General features: G+C 66.2%; 16 protein-coding genes. 5 read left to right on the top strand and 11 right to left on the bottom strand.

From position 1 onward, the window contains the following. Nucleotides 1-11: 11 nt before the first annotated feature. The 5 genes from ACFQB0_RS01460 to ACFQB0_RS01440 all read right to left on the bottom strand — a co-directional run bounded on the left by ACFQB0_RS01460 (nt 12) and on the right by ACFQB0_RS01440 (nt 5,564). Nucleotides 12-1,253 (bottom strand): rhamnosyltransferase WsaF family glycosyltransferase, encoded by a 1,242-nt coding sequence (locus ACFQB0_RS01460; protein ID WP_386726656.1) that lies wholly within the window; start codon nt 1,251-1,253, stop codon nt 12-14. Between the two features lie 18 nt (nt 1,254-1,271). Then, nucleotides 1,272-2,405 carry a dTDP-4-amino-4,6-dideoxygalactose transaminase gene (rffA, locus tag ACFQB0_RS01455; RefSeq protein WP_386726653.1) on the bottom strand — a complete coding sequence of 378 codons (1,134 nt, stop codon included), beginning with the start codon at nt 2,403-2,405 and terminating at the stop codon, nt 1,272-1,274. A gap of 104 nt (nt 2,406-2,509) precedes the next feature. Next, nucleotides 2,510-3,877, bottom strand: coding sequence for an LCP family protein (locus ACFQB0_RS01450; protein ID WP_386726651.1), 1,368 nt, complete (start codon nt 3,875-3,877; stop codon nt 2,510-2,512). Beyond that, the gene (purE, locus tag ACFQB0_RS01445; RefSeq protein ID WP_386726649.1) at nt 3,874-4,389 is read right to left on the bottom strand and encodes a 5-(carboxyamino)imidazole ribonucleotide mutase; all 516 of its coding nucleotides are present in this window, start codon (nt 4,387-4,389) and stop codon (nt 3,874-3,876) included. Before purE ends, ACFQB0_RS01450 begins: the two co-directional genes overlap by 4 nt. Before the next feature lie 8 nt (nt 4,390-4,397). Then, nucleotides 4,398-5,564 (bottom strand): 5-(carboxyamino)imidazole ribonucleotide synthase, encoded by a 1,167-nt coding sequence (locus ACFQB0_RS01440; RefSeq protein WP_386729590.1) that lies wholly within the window; start codon nt 5,562-5,564, stop codon nt 4,398-4,400. Nucleotides 5,565-5,658: 94 nt separating this feature from the next. Between ACFQB0_RS01440 and ACFQB0_RS01435 the strand changes: the two genes are divergently transcribed. Beyond that, nucleotides 5,659-6,144, top strand: coding sequence for a GtrA family protein (locus ACFQB0_RS01435; RefSeq protein WP_386726646.1), 486 nt, complete (start codon nt 5,659-5,661; stop codon nt 6,142-6,144). On the opposite strand, the gene ACFQB0_RS01430 is transcribed toward ACFQB0_RS01435, so the two are convergent. Together ACFQB0_RS01430 and ACFQB0_RS01425 are read right to left on the bottom strand one after the other, a co-directional pair. Continuing rightward, nucleotides 6,141-6,713, bottom strand: a complete 573-nt coding sequence (locus ACFQB0_RS01430; RefSeq protein WP_386726645.1) for a PH domain-containing protein — start codon at nt 6,711-6,713, stop codon at nt 6,141-6,143. The genes ACFQB0_RS01435 and ACFQB0_RS01430 overlap by 4 nt on opposite strands. A 6-nt stretch (nt 6,714-6,719) precedes the next feature. Continuing rightward, nucleotides 6,720-7,553 (bottom strand): biotin--[acetyl-CoA-carboxylase] ligase, encoded by an 834-nt coding sequence (locus tag ACFQB0_RS01425; RefSeq protein ID WP_386726643.1) that lies wholly within the window; start codon nt 7,551-7,553, stop codon nt 6,720-6,722. Between the two features lie 329 nt (nt 7,554-7,882). Between ACFQB0_RS01425 and ACFQB0_RS01420 the strand changes: the two genes are divergently transcribed. Next, nucleotides 7,883-9,487: an acyl-CoA carboxylase subunit beta gene (locus tag ACFQB0_RS01420; RefSeq protein ID WP_386726641.1), complete on the top strand. Its 1,605-nt coding sequence runs from the start codon at nt 7,883-7,885 to the stop codon at nt 9,485-9,487. Nucleotides 9,488-9,495: 8 nt separating this feature from the next. Then, a complete protein-coding gene (locus tag ACFQB0_RS01415) occupies nt 9,496-9,732 on the top strand; it encodes an acyl-CoA carboxylase subunit epsilon (protein WP_386726638.1) in 237 nt (78 codons plus the stop codon). Between the two features lie 545 nt (nt 9,733-10,277). On the opposite strand, the gene ACFQB0_RS01410 is transcribed toward ACFQB0_RS01415, so the two are convergent. From ACFQB0_RS01410 to ACFQB0_RS01395, 4 genes are all read right to left on the bottom strand, one after another. After that, nucleotides 10,278-11,309 (bottom strand): hypothetical protein, encoded by a 1,032-nt coding sequence (locus tag ACFQB0_RS01410; protein ID WP_386726635.1) that lies wholly within the window; start codon nt 11,307-11,309, stop codon nt 10,278-10,280. Further along, a complete protein-coding gene (locus tag ACFQB0_RS01405; protein WP_386726633.1) occupies nt 11,306-12,694 on the bottom strand; it encodes a sensor histidine kinase in 1,389 nt (462 codons plus the stop codon). The genes ACFQB0_RS01410 and ACFQB0_RS01405 overlap by 4 nt, the downstream gene beginning before the upstream one ends. Further along, nucleotides 12,681-13,355 carry a response regulator transcription factor gene (locus tag ACFQB0_RS01400; RefSeq protein ID WP_386729587.1) on the bottom strand — a complete coding sequence of 225 codons (675 nt, stop codon included), beginning with the start codon at nt 13,353-13,355 and terminating at the stop codon, nt 12,681-12,683. Before ACFQB0_RS01400 ends, ACFQB0_RS01405 begins: the two co-directional genes overlap by 14 nt. Before the next feature lie 65 nt (nt 13,356-13,420). Next, nucleotides 13,421-14,716: a class I SAM-dependent RNA methyltransferase gene (locus ACFQB0_RS01395; RefSeq protein WP_386729584.1), complete on the bottom strand. Its 1,296-nt coding sequence runs from the start codon at nt 14,714-14,716 to the stop codon at nt 13,421-13,423. Between the two features lie 46 nt (nt 14,717-14,762). Here ACFQB0_RS01395 and ACFQB0_RS01390 point away from each other — a divergent pair, with 46 nt between their 5' ends. After that, the gene (locus ACFQB0_RS01390) at nt 14,763-15,401 is read left to right on the top strand and encodes a Maf family protein (RefSeq protein ID WP_386726630.1); all 639 of its coding nucleotides are present in this window, start codon (nt 14,763-14,765) and stop codon (nt 15,399-15,401) included. Nucleotides 15,402-15,504: 103 nt separating this feature from the next. Beyond that, nucleotides 15,505-17,271, top strand: coding sequence for an acetyl/propionyl/methylcrotonyl-CoA carboxylase subunit alpha (locus ACFQB0_RS01385; RefSeq protein WP_386726628.1), 1,767 nt, complete (start codon nt 15,505-15,507; stop codon nt 17,269-17,271). The last annotated feature ends 84 nt before the right edge of the window (nt 17,272-17,355 follow it).

Below are 17,355 nucleotides of genomic sequence, written 5' to 3'. Positions count from 1 at the left end.
CGCGCCGGTTCTCAGAGCGCCGTCCGCATCGCCGCGACGAAATCCGCGACGAACCCGCGACCGAGGGTCTCCCAGTCGACGCTCTCCACCGATCGCGCGATGGCCGCCGCGTGCTCCACGGCGTCCGGTCGGTCGAGGATGCTCTCGATCCGATCGGCGATCGCCTTCGGCGACATCGGCACGTATTCGATATTGGGGCTGTCGAGGACGCCACGTACGTTCGGCGCATCGTTGACGACCGGAACGACACCGCTGGCCATGAGCTCCATGGGCAGCAACGACATGTTCGTGAGCGAGAGGACCAGGCCCGCTGCGCAGCGGTTGTAGATGTCGTTGAGCTGCGCGATGTCGAGGGCCGAGTGATTCACGTAGGGGAACGGCACGTCGTAGCCGGACATGTCCCAGCCGACCAGGTTGATGACGACATCGGGTCGGCGACGATGGAGCTCCTGAAGAGCGAGCAGACCGAACTCGCTCGCACGCCTCGGGGTCGGTGGCCGCACATAGAAGACGACCTCGTTGCGCGCCCCGGCGTTGAGGTAGTTGTAGCGGCCGACGTCGACGGCGAAGTCGAAATGGTCGCAGCTCATGCCGAACTCGTCGCGAAGCTTCGAAGCAAGCCAGCCGCCGGCGACGAGTCCGTGGAACCCGAGTCGGTAGGAGTTCTCTGCGAGCACGAAATCGCTGCCGGCGGCGAAGAACGACGGCTCATAGTCCTGGGCGAAATAGAACCGCTTCGCTTCGCCTTCGTAACGGTAGGCGGCGTAGCTCGCCTCCCAGTCGGATGCGACGAGCGCGTCGTATCCCGGAGCGAAGCCCTCGGACGGGTCGTAGACACGCAGTTCGGCGGCGAGGTCAGGATAGCCGGTCGTGCTGCTCATCATCTCGCGCACGACGTGAACGCTGACCACCGGATACCGGGCCGGCGAGTAGAGGTACACGGTGAGGTCATGACCGGCGTCCTCGAGGAACTTCATGAACCGGAACGCGTTCTGGTGGCCACCGCTCGTACGTCCCGGCGGGGTGATCACCCAGGCGATGCGATATTTTCCGTTGCGCCCCTCGCTCACGAATCCATTGAAGTCGTGCGGCTTCGACCAATCCACGGCGATCACGTCATCGCTGTAGACGGTAGAGAGCGGCGCTTTGCTGAAGCCGTTGTACCGCGTCGACAACCATTTGCCGGTACGCCAGGCGGTCGATCTCAGCCCCTCGTTCTTGAGTGCGCTGACGACACGCGAAACCTTGTCCAACGGTGATCCCTCACTACTCTAGAGGCGGAACGATTGAACCGCCTCGATTACCCTAGTCGTTTGATCCTCGCTCATCCCCGCCCAGAGCGGGAGTCGCACGAGGCGCCGCGAGAAGTCCTCGCTGCGATCGAGCGGCCTCAGAACGCGGCCGAATCGCCGGCCGGCCGGGCTCGAGTCGAGCGGAACGTAGTGAAAGGTTGCGATGACCCCGCGTTCGCGCAGATGCCGGATGATCCGACCCTGGAGCTCCCAGCTCGGCATGAGCAGATAGAACAGATGTGCGGCGTGGATGCCATCGGGCGGCAGCATGAGACGCACGGAGCTCTCACCAGCCCAGTCGGCGAGCTCGGTGGCGTAGCGATCCCAGACTTCGAGACGTCGACGCTGGATCCCGTCGAACTCTTCGAGCTGCGAGTCGAGGACCGCGGCGTTGAGTTCGCTGAGCAGGTAGCTCGATCCCCAGTCGACCCAGCTGTACTTGTCGACCTCGCCACGAAGGAACTGCGAACGATTCGTCCCCTTCTCCCGCATGATCTCGGCCCGATCGACGAGCGCAGGATCGTTGACGAGCAGGGCACCGCCCTCTCCGCTGTGCACGTTCTTCGTGTCGTGGAAGCTCTGCGTGGCGAGCACGCCGAAGGTTCCCAGCGTGCGATCGCCGGCGTCCACCCCCAGGCCGTGCGCGTTGTCCTCGACGATGGGCAGGCCGTGCTCGCGGGCGACCGCACCGATCGCCGGCATGTCGACCGGCATGCCGCCGTAGTGCATGACGAAGATCGCCTTCGTAGCGGTCCCGACCGCCTCGGCGATCTGGACAGGATCGATGTTTCCCGTCGTGGGGTCGAGATCCACGAAGACGAGGGTCGCTCCGGTTCGCGCCACCGCATTCGCGGCGGAGGCGAAGGTGAAACTCGGCATCACGATCTCGTCTCCCGGGCCGAGGTCGAGCAGATAGCTCGCCATCTCGAGCGCGTGGGTGCACGATGTCGTGAGCAACACGTGGTCGGCATCCGAAAGCGCGGCGATGCGCGCGCTGGCCGATCGTGTGAACCTGCCGTCACCGTGCGCGTGATCGGACGCGAGGACTGTCGCGAGATTTTCGAGCTCCCGCGCTGAGCGGAACGGGCGAGAGAACGGAATGACGTCTTCCATGCTTGCTACTCCTCTCCTTTTCCCTGTCGGCGAGGCGCGCGACATTTCATCTGCGACATACAAGACCAGAAGCGAAGGGTCGGATGGCCAGGATTCCCACGGGGTCAACCGGCCGGCGTCGGCTCGGGCGATGGCGGATACACGGCCTGGTTCACGAGCTGGCGGATGTACTCGTAGTCGGGGTCTTCCGGATCCACCCCGTTGTCTGGCACGAGCTCGACCGTCTGGATCGGCAGCTCCTTCGTCTTCATGGCGAGGTTGACGAAGTAACCGAGCATGCCCTGCGGGACATCCGTCTTCACGACCTGCGCTCCCGCCTTGGCGATGTCCTGGAACTTGGAGAGCACGTTTGTGGGGTTGAACTGCTTGAGCACGGCCTCTTGCAGCTGCCGCTGCCGCGCCATCCGATCGTAGTCGCTCGTGTCGTGACGCGAGCGCGCATACCACAGCGCGTGGTAGCCGTCGAGGTGCTGCTCGCCCGCCGGGATCCATTCGGCGACAGTCGTGAAGGTCTCGTCCGCGTGGATCGGCACGTCTTCGGGCACATTGATGTCGACCCCGCCGAGCGCGTCGATGAGGTCGAGGAAGCCCTGCATGTCGATGAGCGCATAGTACTGGATCTGGAGGCCCGTGACGCCCTGGGCTGCGTCCCGCATCGCCTCGATGCCCGGCTCGCTGCCTTCATGGACCGCGTTCGGATACATATCCGGGCTCTTCAACTCGACCTCTGTGTAGATGGAGTTGAGCATGCAGGCGTCGACTTCGCATCCGTCGATCGCGCCATAGCCCTCCGGGTAGACGGCGGCGAGCGGGGAGCCTTCCGAAAACGGGACGTGCTCCAGGTTGCGCGGCAAGCCGATCATGACGGCCTGCCCGGTCTCGGCGTCGACGCTCACGACCGAGATGCTGTCGGGGCGCAGCCCTTCGCGGTCGGGTCCGGCGTCGCCTCCGAGCAGGAGGATGTTGTACTTGCCGTCGATAGGAGGATCCGAGGGGCCGGCAACGAAGACGGATGACAGGAACCCACTCGCCGTCGTCGCGAGATAGACGCCATAAGCCGCCGTCCCGGAGAGACCGATCATGAGCACCGTGGTGAGTCCGGCGATCCACACTCGCGCGAACGGCGCGGTGCGCACGAGCCGCACGAGCCGCAGGGTGTCGAGTGCGAGCACAACCCACACCACGGCGTAGAACGCAAGCACGAAGGCAACGAGCCAGAGGCTGATCGTCGTGCTGAACAGGGTGAAGACCGTCGCCGGCCAGAACAGGTAGGTCACGAGGAGCGCGACGAGCAGAGCCCAGAGCAGGAGGGTGGTGGCGAGGCCGAAACGGCCGAGTCGGCGATTCCCCGCGAGCACCTGCGGCGAGCCTGGAATGAGGAAGTTGAGCACGATGAGCCACCAGCCGCGTCGGGTCATGACCTGGGACGAGCCGGTGTTCGGATAGCGGATCGGATTGGCGACGCTTGTCATAGTCGGGATTGCAGGTCCGTGTTCTTCCGCTCGACGAGCGCTGCGAGTCCCTCGGCATAGGAGGCGAGCCTGCCGGTCAGCTCAGGGGTGGCTGTCGCGAGGATCTTGACCGCGACGAGCCCGGCGTTCTTCGCCCCTCCGATCGACACCGTGGCGACGGGGACCCCCGCGGGCATCTGCACGATGGAGAGTAACGAGTCGAGGCCGTCGAGGTGGCCGAGCGGAACGGGAACACCCACGACCGGAAGGGTTGTGACGGATGCGAGCATGCCGGGCAGATGCGCCGCGCCGCCGGCGCCGGCGATGATCACCTTGAGCCCGCGATCGGCCGCGGTCTTGCCGTAGGCGATCATCTTCTCGGGGGTGCGATGCGCCGAGACGACTTCGACCTCGTAGGGGATCTCGAAGTCGGCGAGCAGCTGTGCGGCGTCGCTCATCACGTTCCAGTCGGAGTCGGAACCCATAACGACCCCGACGAGGGGACTCCTGCTGTCTTTCGGCACGGAGACCATGCTAAGCGTCAGTCCTGAAAGAAAGCCGCAGTGGCGCGCGCTTCATAGACGACGACGTCGAGCTCGGCGCCGGTTGCCGTGACGTGTCCGACCTTGCGCCCTGGCTGAGGATCCTTGCCGTAGTTGTGCAGCTTGACCGTCGGATGCTCCGCGAGCGCCGCCTGATACCGGTCGGCGAGGCTGCCCTCTGCCGGCCCTCCCAGGATGTTGACCATGACGGACCAGGCGCCGCGACTCTCCGTGCCGCCGAGCGGAAGGTCGAGCACGGCACGCAGATGCTGTTCGAATTGACTCGTCGTCGAGCCATCCATCGACCAATGGCCGCTGTTGTGCGGTCTCATCGCAAGCTCATTGACCAGCAGCCGCTCGTCCGTCGTCTGGAAGAGCTCGACCGCGAGCACTCCGGTCGCTCCGATGCCGTTCGCAATGGTCACGGCGATCTCGGCGGCGACGTCCGCGACGCGTCCCGTCGATTGCGGCGCAGGCGCGATCACCTCGCTGCACACCCCGTTGCGCTGGACCGTCTCGACGACCGGCCAGACGGCGACATCGCCCGACGGACGACGAGCGACCAGTTGCGCGAGCTCCCGCCTGAAGTCGACGACTTCCTCGACGAGAAGTGCCCCGCCCCGGCCGTCTTCGGCGAGCGCGATGAACCAGTCATCCGCCTCGTGCGCGGCGCTCACCACACGAACGCCCCTGCCGTCGTATCCGCCGCGCGCGGTCTTCACAACGGCTCGTCCACCATGGGCATCGAGAAAGTCACCGAGCTCGGCCGCATTCTCGATCCGCGCCCAGTCGGGAACCGGAAGTCCAAGCTCCGAAAGCTTCGCACGCATGAGCAGTTTGTCCTGGGCGTAGAGCAGTGCATCCGGCCCTGGATGCACCCGGACGCCACGCTCCACCAGTTCCCGCAGGATCTCCTGCGGCACGTGCTCGTGATCGAAGGTGATGACGTCGACGGTCTCCGCGAAGGCGAGCACCGTGTCACGGTCGCGGTAGTCGCCGACATCGCTCGCGGCGAGACCCGCGGCCATGCCGTCGCTCTCGGCGAGCACACGGATCTCGATTCCGAGATTGACCGCAGCCGGGATCATCATCCGGGCGAGCTGACCGCCGCCGATCACTCCAACAATCATGAAACCCGCACTCTCCGAACTGTGAGTCTGCCCCAGGATGCCCGAGAGAGAACTCTCAGGATCCGCCGCACGCCGCGTCGTAGACTTCCAGGCGCACTCCTATCTTCGCCCATCTTCACGGTTTGGATGTATGACCATGGCTCAGCCCGCGAGACGCCGCTGGATGACGTTCTCCGTGCAGGTGGCGAAGTTCGGCGCCGTCGGGCTCATCGGCTTCGTCGTGGATGTCGGTGTGTTCAACCTCTTGCGCACGACCGTTCTCGAACCCTCGGATGTCGCAGCAGGTCCGCTCATCGCCAAGATCGTCTCGACCACGCTGGCGATCCTCGCGAACTGGCTCGGAAACCGCTATTGGACCTTCGGAGAGAACCGCCGGAAGAATACGGCACGAGAGGGCATCGAGTTCTTCGCGGTGAGCATCGTCGGCATGGGCATCGGCCTGCTCTGCCTCTGGGTCTCGCATTATGTGCTCGGCTTCACCTCGGTCGCCGCCGACAACATCTCGTCAAATGTCATCGGCCTGTTGCTCGGCGCGGTCTTCCGCTTCGTGCTCTACCGCTACTGGGTGTTCGCGCCCCACCGACACTCCCCCGGGCTTGCCGGTCAACAGGGCTAGCGCTGCTGACTCCAGATCACGGTCTGGTCGGTTGCGAGCGACTGCTCCTGCTGCCTTCGCGCCGCCATGACGCTCTGATTCGACTCCATGAGGTCGTGAAGGACCTTCTGCACGAGATCGGCATTCGGCACGTCGCGTAGCACGATCGGCTTCTCGAGGCCCGCGTTGACATGCACGTCCCCCGACCCGAACGCGCTCTGCAGCCACGACTTGCGCACCGTGACGTCGTAGCCGCGACTGTGCAACAGCTCCTGGCGCACGCGCACGAAGAAACCGTGGCGCACGATCACCCGCCGCGTCGTGATCGTATAGCGGCGACTCAGCCAGGCGACGAGCGGAAGCAGCCAGAGCAGTAGCACGACAGCCGCAGCCGAGCCCAGCAGCGCGAGGTTCTGCCATGACTCCGGCAGCTCTCCCGCGAAGTATCCGGTCACACCGCAACAGGCGACGAGCAGCAGGGACGGCCAGAACAGGATGCGGGCGTGTCGACGGAGACGAACGACGACCTGTTCGGCCGGGGCCGGGGCCGGGGCCCGACTCCCGGGCATGCTCTCGCCCTGGTAGGTCATAGGACATTAATACCGTAGATGGGTCACGTCGCCGGCGGCGACAGACTGCAACTCGTCGTTCTCCCGGTCGCGAACGACGAGGCGCCCCGCATTGTCGAGCGCGACGGCGGTGCCGAGCAGCTCCGATTCACCGGGCAGTTCGACCCGCACAGCCCGCCCGAGCGTTCCGCACAGCTCGGTGGCGACCCCCAGCAGCCCACTCTTGGCCGCGTCCCCCTCGGCCGCGACGAAGTCGTGGTAGAGCGATGTCAACTCCCGAAGGTATGAGGCGAGTACCACATCCTGGTCAGGTGCGGTCCCGGTCACGAGCGAGAGCGATGTCGATGTGATCGTCGGCAGGTCGTGCTCGTCGAGCGAGACGTTGAGCCCTGCGCCGATCACGACGCCACGCGCATCCGGCAAGAGCTCAGACAGTATCCCCGCCACCTTGTAGCCCGAGATCAAGACGTCGTTCGGCCACTTGAGCGACACCTCGACGCCTCCCATCCCGTCGGCGTCGTGCTGCTGGGCATCGGGCTCCACGTCGGCTTCGAAGGCCGGGAGCACGACCCCGCGAACCGCTCTGGTCATTGCGGCGCCCGCCAGCAGGGGCAGCCAGCCGAAGTGCTCGACGGCGAGCGGCTCGCCACCGGGCAGGAGCGGCCTGAGCAGTAGGGAGATGGCGAGCGACTTGCCGGTCGGCGCCATCCAGGTGCGTCCGAGCCTGCCGCGACCACGGGTCTGGTTGTCGGTCACGACGACGGAGAGGTCGGACCAGGATGCCGCGTCGACGCCGATCGCACGCAAGACGAGCTCGTCATTCGTCGAGCCGGCCTCCGCGAGATATTCGAACCGCGGCACCGCCGTCGCGCTCAGCGGAAATCGCGCAACGGACCCCGATACGTTCCGCGCTCGCTCGCCTGAGGTTCGGGCACCTCGACTCGACGCAGGTCCGCCCGCGGCCCGCCCACCCGACGCCTGCCCGCCCGCTGAATCCTGCACCCGACCTCCTCGTTCACAACTCAGGCTATTTTCTCCGAACAGAGCCGCATCCGCCCGTTTTGACGGCAAGTCCCCGAAACTGCCTGAGTTGTGCACCACGGCTGGGAGGTAATCACGAGACTCCACCGACAACTTTGTATGAATTCGTCAAAGGATCGCGGCGGGGACTGGCCGGTAGAGTGAACCGCGTGACCGAGAATCCCAGCACGCCCGGCCCCGACCTCTTCACGACGGCGGGCAAGCTCACCGATCTGAAGCGCCGCTATCACGAGGCCGTGACAGCGAGCGGTGATGCCGCGATCGAGAAGCAGCACGCCAAGGGCAAGATGACGGCGCGTGAACGCATCGACGGCCTGCTCGACCCGGGCTCCTTCGTCGAACTCGACGAGTTCGTTCGCCACCGTACCCACGCGTTCGGTATGGAGAACAAGCGTCCGTATGGCGACGCCGTCGTCACCGGACTCGGCACGATCCATGGCCGTCAGGTGGCTGTCTACTCACAGGACTTCACGATCTTCGGGGGCTCGCTCGGCGAGGTGGCTGGCGAGAAGATCATCAAGGTCATGGACCTCGCACTGAAGACAGGCGTGCCGATCGTCGGCATCCTCGACTCGGGCGGAGCACGCATCCAGGAGGGTGTCGTCGCTCTCGGCAAGTACGGCGAGATCTTCCGCCGTAACACCGCGGCGTCCGGCGTCATCCCCCAGATCTCCATCATCTGCGGTCCGGCCGCCGGTGGCGCCGTCTACTCTCCGGCCCTCACCGACTTCGTCATCATGGTCGACAAGACCAGTCAGATGTTCGTGACGGGTCCCGACGTGATCAAGACCGTCACGGGTGAGGATGTCGGAATGGAGGAGCTCGGTGGCGCGCTCACCCACAACAAGGTCTCCGGTGTCGCCCACTACCTCGCGAGTGATGAGTCCGATGCTCTCGACTACGCACGCACCCTGCTGAGCTTCCTGCCCGACAACAACCTGGCCGAGCTTCCGCTCTACGACAACGACGTCGAGCTCGAGATCACGGATGCCGATCGCAAGCTCAACACGATCATCCCGGACTCCCCCAACCAGCCCTACGATGTCAAGACGATCATCGAACACGTCGTCGACCACGGTGACTTCCTCGAGGTGCAGCCGCTCTTCGCCCCCAACATCGTCATCGGCTTCGCGCGTGTCGAGGGCCGTTCCGTCGGCATCATCGCCAACCAGCCGAGCGCGATGGCCGGAACACTCAACATCGACGCCGGGGAGAAGGCCAGTCGTTTCGTGCGATTCTGCGATGCCTTCTCGATTCCGATCCTCACGCTCGTAGACGTGCCCGGTTACCTGCCCGGCACCGACCAGGAGTGGACCGGCGTGATCCGTCGCGGTGCGAAGCTGCTCTACGCCTACGCCGAGGCCACCGTGCCGCTCGTCACGGTCATCACACGCAAGGCGTATGGCGGGGCGTACATCGTCATGGGTTCGAAGCAGCTCGGCGCCGACATCAACCTGGCCTGGCCGACCGCCGAGATCGCCGTCATGGGAGGGCAGGGCGCCGTCAACATCCTCTACCGACCGGAGATCAAACGAGCGGAAGAGGCGGGCGAGGACGTCGCGGCGGTTCGCACGAAACTCGCCAACGAATACACCTACAACGTCGCGAGTCCGTTCCTCGCCGCCGAGCGCGGAGAGCTCGACGGGGTGATCGAACCGGCGGCAACACGTGTCTCGGTGATCAAGGCGCTGCGCGCGTTGCGTACCAAGCGGGCGAGCCTGCCTCCCAAGAAGCATGGGAACATCCCCCTCTAAGGGGCGTCATGGCAGCGTTCGAGAAACCAGACGCGTTCGAGCCGTCCGAGATATGCTTCGTCACTCGCGGGGTCACCCAGGAGGAGGTGGCAGCTGTGACCGCCGTGCTCAGCGGCATGCTCCAGACGGAGTCAGACTTGCGATCACGCCCCGATCGAGGTCAGAGCGCCTGGCAGCGAAGCCAGCGCGGCGTTCGAAGCCCGATCGTGCCGGGGCACGGCGCATGGAGGAGCTTCCCCGATTGAGCCAGCCACCCGCCGACCGCGCTGGCCGACCGCCGCGAAAAATCCGGCAGGCTGCTGAGACCCGACCGACAAGGCCTATGGAATCCGTCGCACCAGACGCGGACAACCTCCTACTTTTTCCGCTTTGACGACAGATTCCATGCTCAATACGAGGATGTACCCCGATTCTCGTTGCCCCTCTTGACGGTGCCCCTAGTTTGCGGGGAGGATTAGCGCAGTGCCAGTGGGATTTGTCCCCCGATGTCCCCCTAAATGACGACTTTTGGAAGAGTTTCGCATCCGGCACTATAAGTATTGCTAGGTGTCTCTCTCAGAGTTACACCACCAATCATTTGCCGACTAGGGTAAGCAGGCGAATGTTTTGGGGGCGAGTCAGGGTGATATTCGGGTTGTCGCCCTGACTCGGATTCTCGAAGGGGAGCCGGTCATGGACCGGCTCCCCTTCTTCCTGCCCGTCGGCATTCTCGAGGCAGCGGCTTGCATGCGTGCGGCAACGTCGGCATTCTGTATCGGTCTTCGCCGGCTTGCGACTTCTCGAACGCTAGCTAGGCGTCACACGTCTTGCGCGGGATCTCCAGCCACAGATCCACCTCGTCGTCGAGGGATTCCTGACCGAGCGCACTCGCGCTCCCATCACCGCCCTGGCTCAAACCGACGACCGTGACCGCGGTGGCCGAGCCATCCGAGACGGTCCTCGCGATGATCTTGTCCGCCGTGGAGCCGCCGATGGCTTCGGCGAGATGATTGAGCACACGCTCCCGCTCCTCCTCGTCCAGATCGTCGATACCGCCCTCGTCGAGCAAGGTCACGACGGTGCCACGGTTGCGCGCCGCCCGGACACGATCGCGCACCGCATCGTTGAGCAGCATGCGTCCACGGATCTCGTCGCGGATGGCCGCCTCGAGGTAGCGGCATTCCAGGCGCTGCTCGTCTGTGAGGTCGCCACCACGATCGACGATACGTCGCAGCATGGGCGCGGCGATCCGATTCGTCTGCGCGAGCCGGAACCGCCTTTCGTAGAGGTGGGCGTCCTGAGCGGCCTGCCACTCGGTCGCCTCCCGCTCCGCGACCGCGAACTGCCGGGTGTCCCTGCCTGCCTTGGCCAACGCTCGCGCCAGCATGTGCGCGATCCCGACCCACACGACGCTTCCGACGACGCCGATGTTACCGAGTGCGAACGGACCAGCCCATACGATCGTCTGAACCACGAGGAATCCGACGCCGATCCAGGCGACGGTCTGGCGACGCCTGGTGGCCGTGATGGTCATGAGCGTGCCGACTGCGGCTACGTACCAGGTGGCGTAACCGTTGTCGGCTGCTCCACCGTCGAGCTGGCTCGTGACCAGCAATGGCAATGCCACGCAGACCGCGAGGTTGAATGCGGCCAGCCAGGCAGGCATCCGAGTGGGACTCGTCGGCCACAGGCTGATGACGGTGGCGACGGCATAGAGGAGCATCGCCGCGATCGGGGGCCAGCGAGACACCGGGACGTCGAGAGAGTAGACGCCGAGCACCACGTGATACGCCGAGAAGAGCGCGGCAAGGCTGAGGATGAGCATGCGTGGCACCGTTATCATGTGCCGGCCTCTTCTTCGTTCTCCTGCTGATCGTCGAAACCGAGCACGGGCTTCTCGTCGTTGCTCAGCCGGCTCACCACCGGATCGGGCGCGTTCGAGGCCACCGGCCAGACGATCACGATCCTGGTCCCCTCTCCGACCCGGGAGTGCACCCGCACGGTCCCGCCCGCGTTCGCGACTCGCTCATGGATCGACACGCGGAGCCCGAGCCGGCCCGTCGGTATCCGATGCTCGTCGAAGCCCGCGCCCGTATCGGCGATCACGACCGTGCACCCACCGCCGTCGGTGCCGCTCAGCGTGAGCGTACGGTTCACGTGCATCTCCTCTCCGCCAGCGTGCTGCATGCTGTTGACCATCGCCTGCACGGTCGCAGAGTAGATGGCCTCTGCGGCCTGGATGGGTAGGCTGTGCTCCTCGACGTTCCTGGTCACGATCGCGAACGGTGCCGAGAACGCCTCGGCTGCCGCGCGGATACGCCGCCCGAGCCGGCCGAGCGTCACGATCCGTTCGTCACCGGGGGCGATGGCACCCGCGGCGTCCAGGCGGTCGATCGCATCGTGCGCCATGCTTGCGGCGAGTTCCTTCTCTTGCGGCGTGCGGGCACTGGCCGCCGAGAGAAGTGTCGTGAGCACGCTGTCGTGCACGATCGAGTCGACCTGCACTCGCTCGACCTCCGTCGCATGCTGGCGAACGGCGACCGCGTACCTGCGGAGAGCCGCCGACTGAGCGACATCGACCGCGAGCGCCGCCTGGCGCAGCATCGTGATGATGATGAGCACGACCTCACCGAGGATGATCGCATAGACGGCATCGAGGGAGGCCAATGCGAGGTCGACGTTCCCTCCGGCCGGCAGAGTGCGCAGGATGCCGTACACGAGGGGTACGACAATCGTGTAGACGGAGGCCAGGAGCAGTCTGAAGGCGATCGCCGCGCACGCTGTGGCGACGGTGCAGAGATACCAGAGCCAGGGCTTCTCATTGGCGAAGGCGGTAACGTCAACCACCGCGAACGGCCAGGCTATGAGCGCGAGGAGATAGACGATGGCGAACATCGCGGTGGTCGCGCGCACGAGTACCTTGATCATCGTGGCGAGGGCCACGACGACGATACCGCCGAACACGGCGATGTTCATGCCGTCCGCCCACGTCGGGTGGAGGTTGTTCAGTTGGCTGAACATGGGCGACAGCGTCTGCAGCCCGAAGACGACGCCGAAGATCCCGACGGAGCGCGAGGCGACAGTCTCGATCTGTGCGGTGCTGATCGGGTTGCGGGGCTGAGCCGCATCGCTCAAGAGCACTCGGCTCTCGCGTCGGCTCCCGCCGAGTCGTCCCGTCTCCCGGGTGCTGACAGGCTCCTGGTTCTGAGAACCGCTAGCCGCGGTCATCCCCGCCGTCCTGGTCGAGACCGGGCAGGATGCCATCCTCGACCGCACGGCGGAGCAGGTCGACCTTGGTCGGCGCCGGACGGCCGACCTCGACGTATTTGACCCGGATACGATCGAGATACTCGCGAGCGGTCGAGTGCGCGATCCCGAGCTGCATCGCGACCAGCTTCAGCGGCAGTCCCGACGCATAGAGATGCAGCACATCGCGTTCGCGACGCCCCAGCTGAGCCTTCGCGAAGTCGCGGTCGGCGTCGATGGCTGTAGCCCATTCGAGGTTGTTGAGCACCTCGCCACGGGCGACCGTCGCGATCGCCGCCATGACGGTCGTTGTCGGCGACGATTTCGGGATGACGCCCGCCGCACCGGCGGCGAGAGACTCGCGTACGCTCGCGACGCGATCGGCGATGCTGTGGACGAGAACCGCGGCTCCCGTGCCCTGCGCGAGCTTCACGTTGTCGGTGACGCGTGAGCCGTCACCGAGCGAGAGATCGAGAACGACGACGTCGCACGATCGTCCGGCGAGTCCGTCGACGAGCTCTTGCGTAGTGGCGGCTGTCAGAACGACCTCGTAGCCGGCCTCTTGACAGGCGGCCTGGAGGCCGAGTCGTACCGATTCGTGGTCGTCGACGATCGCAACGCTCACTGACACAGCATCCGTCATCGAGTGCTCTGAAGTCTTCCGAGTCACATTCATCCTTTTCTCAAGCGCTGCACAGACAACGATAGTCAGCGGGTGAGCCGCGCGACCGCTTCGAGGTGGTGTGTATTGGGGAACAGATCGAATGCGCGCAGTTCACGAAGCTCGTAGCCGTGCTCTCGAAGCAGCCCGACGTCACGGGCGAGCGCGACGGGGTCGCAGGCTACATAGACGAGCTGACGCGGGCCGACGGCGGCGAGCCGGTCGACGACGGCGCGCCCGGCGCCGGCGCGCGGGGGGTCGAGCACGACGGTCGCCGCCTCGAAGCTGCGCCTTTCCGCTGCTCCCGCCTCACGCGTGACGTGCTGGAGATAGCGGTCTACCCGATCGGTCAGCGCGTTCGCACCGATCCACTCGGCAAGGTTCTCGGTGGCGTGCTCGGTCGCTCGCGCATCGCTCTCGACCGTCGTGATCCGCACGGTCTCGCCGAACCGGTCGCCGACGGCGACCGCGAGCAGGCCGACACCGCCGTAAAGGTCAAGGTTCGACGCGCGGGGATCGAAGTCGCCCTCGTCGATCATGTCTTGGACGGCATGGTACAACGTCTCCGCTGCCCGCGCGTGCACCTGCCAGAACCCACCGGTCTCGAGCCGGAACGTGCGGCCGGCGACGGTCTCGTGGATGACACCGTGCCGAGCGGGCTTCGGCCGCCCCTTGCCGTCCCGCTCCACAACGAGAACGCGGGCGGAGTCTGCACTGGGGGCTATGACGTCGACGTGCGCGGCCCCGGGAAAACGCCGCGTCAACGGCGCGACCTCCCCGATCCTCACGGTCGCAAGGGGTAGCGACCCGACATCCACGACGCGATGCGTGCGAGACGCGTACGGGCCGATCGAGCCGTCGTCGGCCACCTGCAGACGCACACGTGTGCGCCAGCAGGTCCCATCCGCTTCGGCAACTCCGGTGGCGCCGGCTGGCGGCGCGACGGCTTCGACCGTCACGTCGGTCTCGACTCCGGCCATCCGCTGCAGAGCGTCGGCCAGCACTTGTCGCTTCAGTTCGCGCTGATGCTCCAGACGGATGTGGCCGAACTCTGCTCCGCCCGCGCGCTCGGACGGCGCACGGTCCACGGATGCCTCGGACCAGACGTGCGGCCGGCGTTCCGGCGCGGCCTCGAGCACTTCGACGGTCTCGGCGCGCCAGAAGCTCTTGTGCCCGTCGTCGGTGATGCGGGCGCGCACGCGCTCTCCCGGCAGAGTGTCGCCGACGAACACGACACGACCGTCGTGGCGGGCGACGAAGACGCCGCCGTGGGCTACGTTGGTGACGTCCAGTTCGACCTCGGTGACGCCGACGCCGGATTCGCGTGTGCTGCTCGTGCCCATCGTCAGAGCATCCCACACCGCGACCGACGTCGCACGAAGGAGCCGCATGCGCCTCTACCTGGCCTCCACGTCGCCCGCCCGACTCGCCACCCTGCGTGCAGCGGGCGTCGAGCCCCTCGCCGTCCCACCGCACGTCGACGAGGACTCCCTCGTCTCGGCCGTCGAGGCCGAGCACGGGCCACTGGACGCTCCGAGGATGGTCGGTCTGCTGGCCCGTGCGAAAGCCGAGGCCGTGGCCGGGAAACCGCACGACGGCGCACCGATCGACGGCCTCATCCTGGGCGGGGACTCGGCCTTCCTCTTCGACGGCACGATCTACGGCAAGCCGCACCTCCCCGAGGCGGCCCGCGAACGGTGGCGGCGGCAACGTGGCCGCAGCGGTCAGCTCTGGTCTGGCCATTGGCTCATCGACCACCGCGGTGGCCGACCGGGTCGGGCCGTCGGGGCGAATGCGGTCGCCGTCGTGAGTTTCGCGGATCCCGACGATGCCGAGATCGACGCGTACGTCGCGAGCGGGGAGCCACTCGAGGTCGCCGGCGCATTCACGATCGACAGCCTCGGCGGACCGTTCATACGCTCGGTCGACGGCGATCCAAGCACCGTCGTCGGCCTCTCCCTCTCGACGCTGCGCGACCTGGTGCGCGAACTCGGCATCGACTGGCCTGCCTTGTGGAATCGCGGCTGAACCGGTCGAGGCGAGGGTGTTGTCGAGATCCGCAGGACCTGCCGGGCATTTTTGTGGACACCGGCCAAAGGTCAGGCGAGGCAGGGCAATAGGCTAAGGAACTATGCCGCGCATAACCAAGGTTCTCGTCGCCAATCGAGGCGAAATCGCCGTCCGCGTCATCCGGGCGGCTCGCGACAGCGGAATCCTCTCGGTCGCCGTATACGCCGATCAGGACCGGGATGCCCCGCACGCACGCCTCGCCGACGAGGCCTACGGGCTCGACGGCTCGACGAGCGCGGAAAGCTACCTCGTCATCGACAAGCTACTCTCGGTCGCACGCCGTGCCGGGGCGGATGCCGTGCACCCTGGCTACGGCTTCCTCGCCGAGAACGCGGACTTCGCGAGAGCGGTCATCGCCGCAGGTCTCGTGTGGATCGGGCCGAGCCCCGAGGCGATCGAGCAGCTCGGCGACAAGGTCTCCGCGCGGCACGTTGCCGAGAAGGTCGGTGCGCCGCTCGCCCCGGGAACACTGAACCCCGTCTCGGATGCGGCCGAAGTGCTCGCCTTCGTCGACCAGCACGGCCTGCCCGTCGCCATCAAGGCGGCGTTCGGCGGCGGCGGTCGAGGTCTCAAGGTCGCGCGGGAGCGCGATGAGGTGGCCGAGCTCTTCGACTCGGCGACGCGCGAGGCGATCGCGGCGTTCGGACGAGGAGAGTGCTTCGTCGAGAAGTACCTCGACCAGCCACGACACGTCGAGACCCAGTGCCTCGCGGACGCCCACGGCAACGTCGTCGTCGTCTCGACGCGCGACTGTTCGCTGCAGCGCCGCCACCAGAAGCTCGTCGAGGAGGCTCCGGCTCCATTCCTGACCGACGAGCAGAACACCGAGCTCTACCGGGCGTCCAAGGCCATCCTCAAGGAGGTCGGCTACCTCGGCGCAGGCACCTGTGAGTTCCTCATCGGCAAAGACGGTACGGTGTCCTTCCTCGAGGTCAACACCCGGCTGCAGGTCGAACACCCCGTTTCCGAGGAGATCACCGGCATCGACCTCGTTCGCGAACAGTTCCGGCTCGCAGAGGGGGGGGTGCTCGACTACGACGACCCGGTCGCGCAGGGGCACTCCTTCGAGTTCCGCATCAACGGCGAGGACGCCGGTCGCAACTTCATGCCTGCGCCCGGTCCCGTCCACGTCTTCAAACCGTCGGGCGGCCCCGGGGTACGGGTCGACAGCGGCGTGCAGGCCGGGGATGTGATCTCCGGCGCTTTCGATTCGCTTCTCGCCAAGCTCATCGTCACCGGAGCGACGCGCGAGGAGGCTTTGGAACGCTCACGCCGCGCCCTCGACGAGTTCGAGGTCGCCGGCCTTCCGACCGTGCTCCCGTTCCATCGCGACATCGTGCGCGATCCGGCCTTCGCCCCCGTGAACGGCGAGCCGTTCTCGATCTACACCCGCTGGATCGAGACCGAGTACGTCAACACGATCGAGCCCTGGAGCGGTACCGCCGAGGAGGCGACGAAGCCACAGCAGCGCCACAACGTCGTCGTCGAGGTCGAGGGCCGACGCATCGAGGTCAGCATGCCGGCCCGGCTGATCCCCGGGACGGCATCCGACCAGACGGCCGGTCCCGCACCACGCCGCCGGAGCAACAGCCACGCCATCGACACCTCCACCGGCGACGCCGTCAAGGCACCCATGCAGGCGACCGTCGTCAAGCTCGCGGTCGCCGAGGGCGACCAGGTCGTCAAGGGGGATCTCATCCTCGTCCTCGAGGCCATGAAGATGGAGCAGCCTCTCACCGCGCACAAGGACGGCCGTGTCGGCGGCGTGAACGCCGAGGTCGGCTCGACCGTGTCATCCGGCCACCTGCTGCTCACCATCACCGGCTGAGGGACGCGCCGCCGCTCGCCCCCTGATTCGACACGCCCGTCTCCGTGCGGAAGACTTGGTATGCCCTGGCGACGTCGCCATCCG

This window comes from Luethyella okanaganae (genome assembly GCF_042660285.1).
Taxonomy (GTDB): Bacteria; Actinomycetota; Actinomycetes; order Actinomycetales; family Microbacteriaceae; genus Luethyella; species Luethyella okanaganae.
Note: the sequence above shows the minus strand (reverse complement) of the source record. Positions and strands in the feature narration are given on the sequence as shown.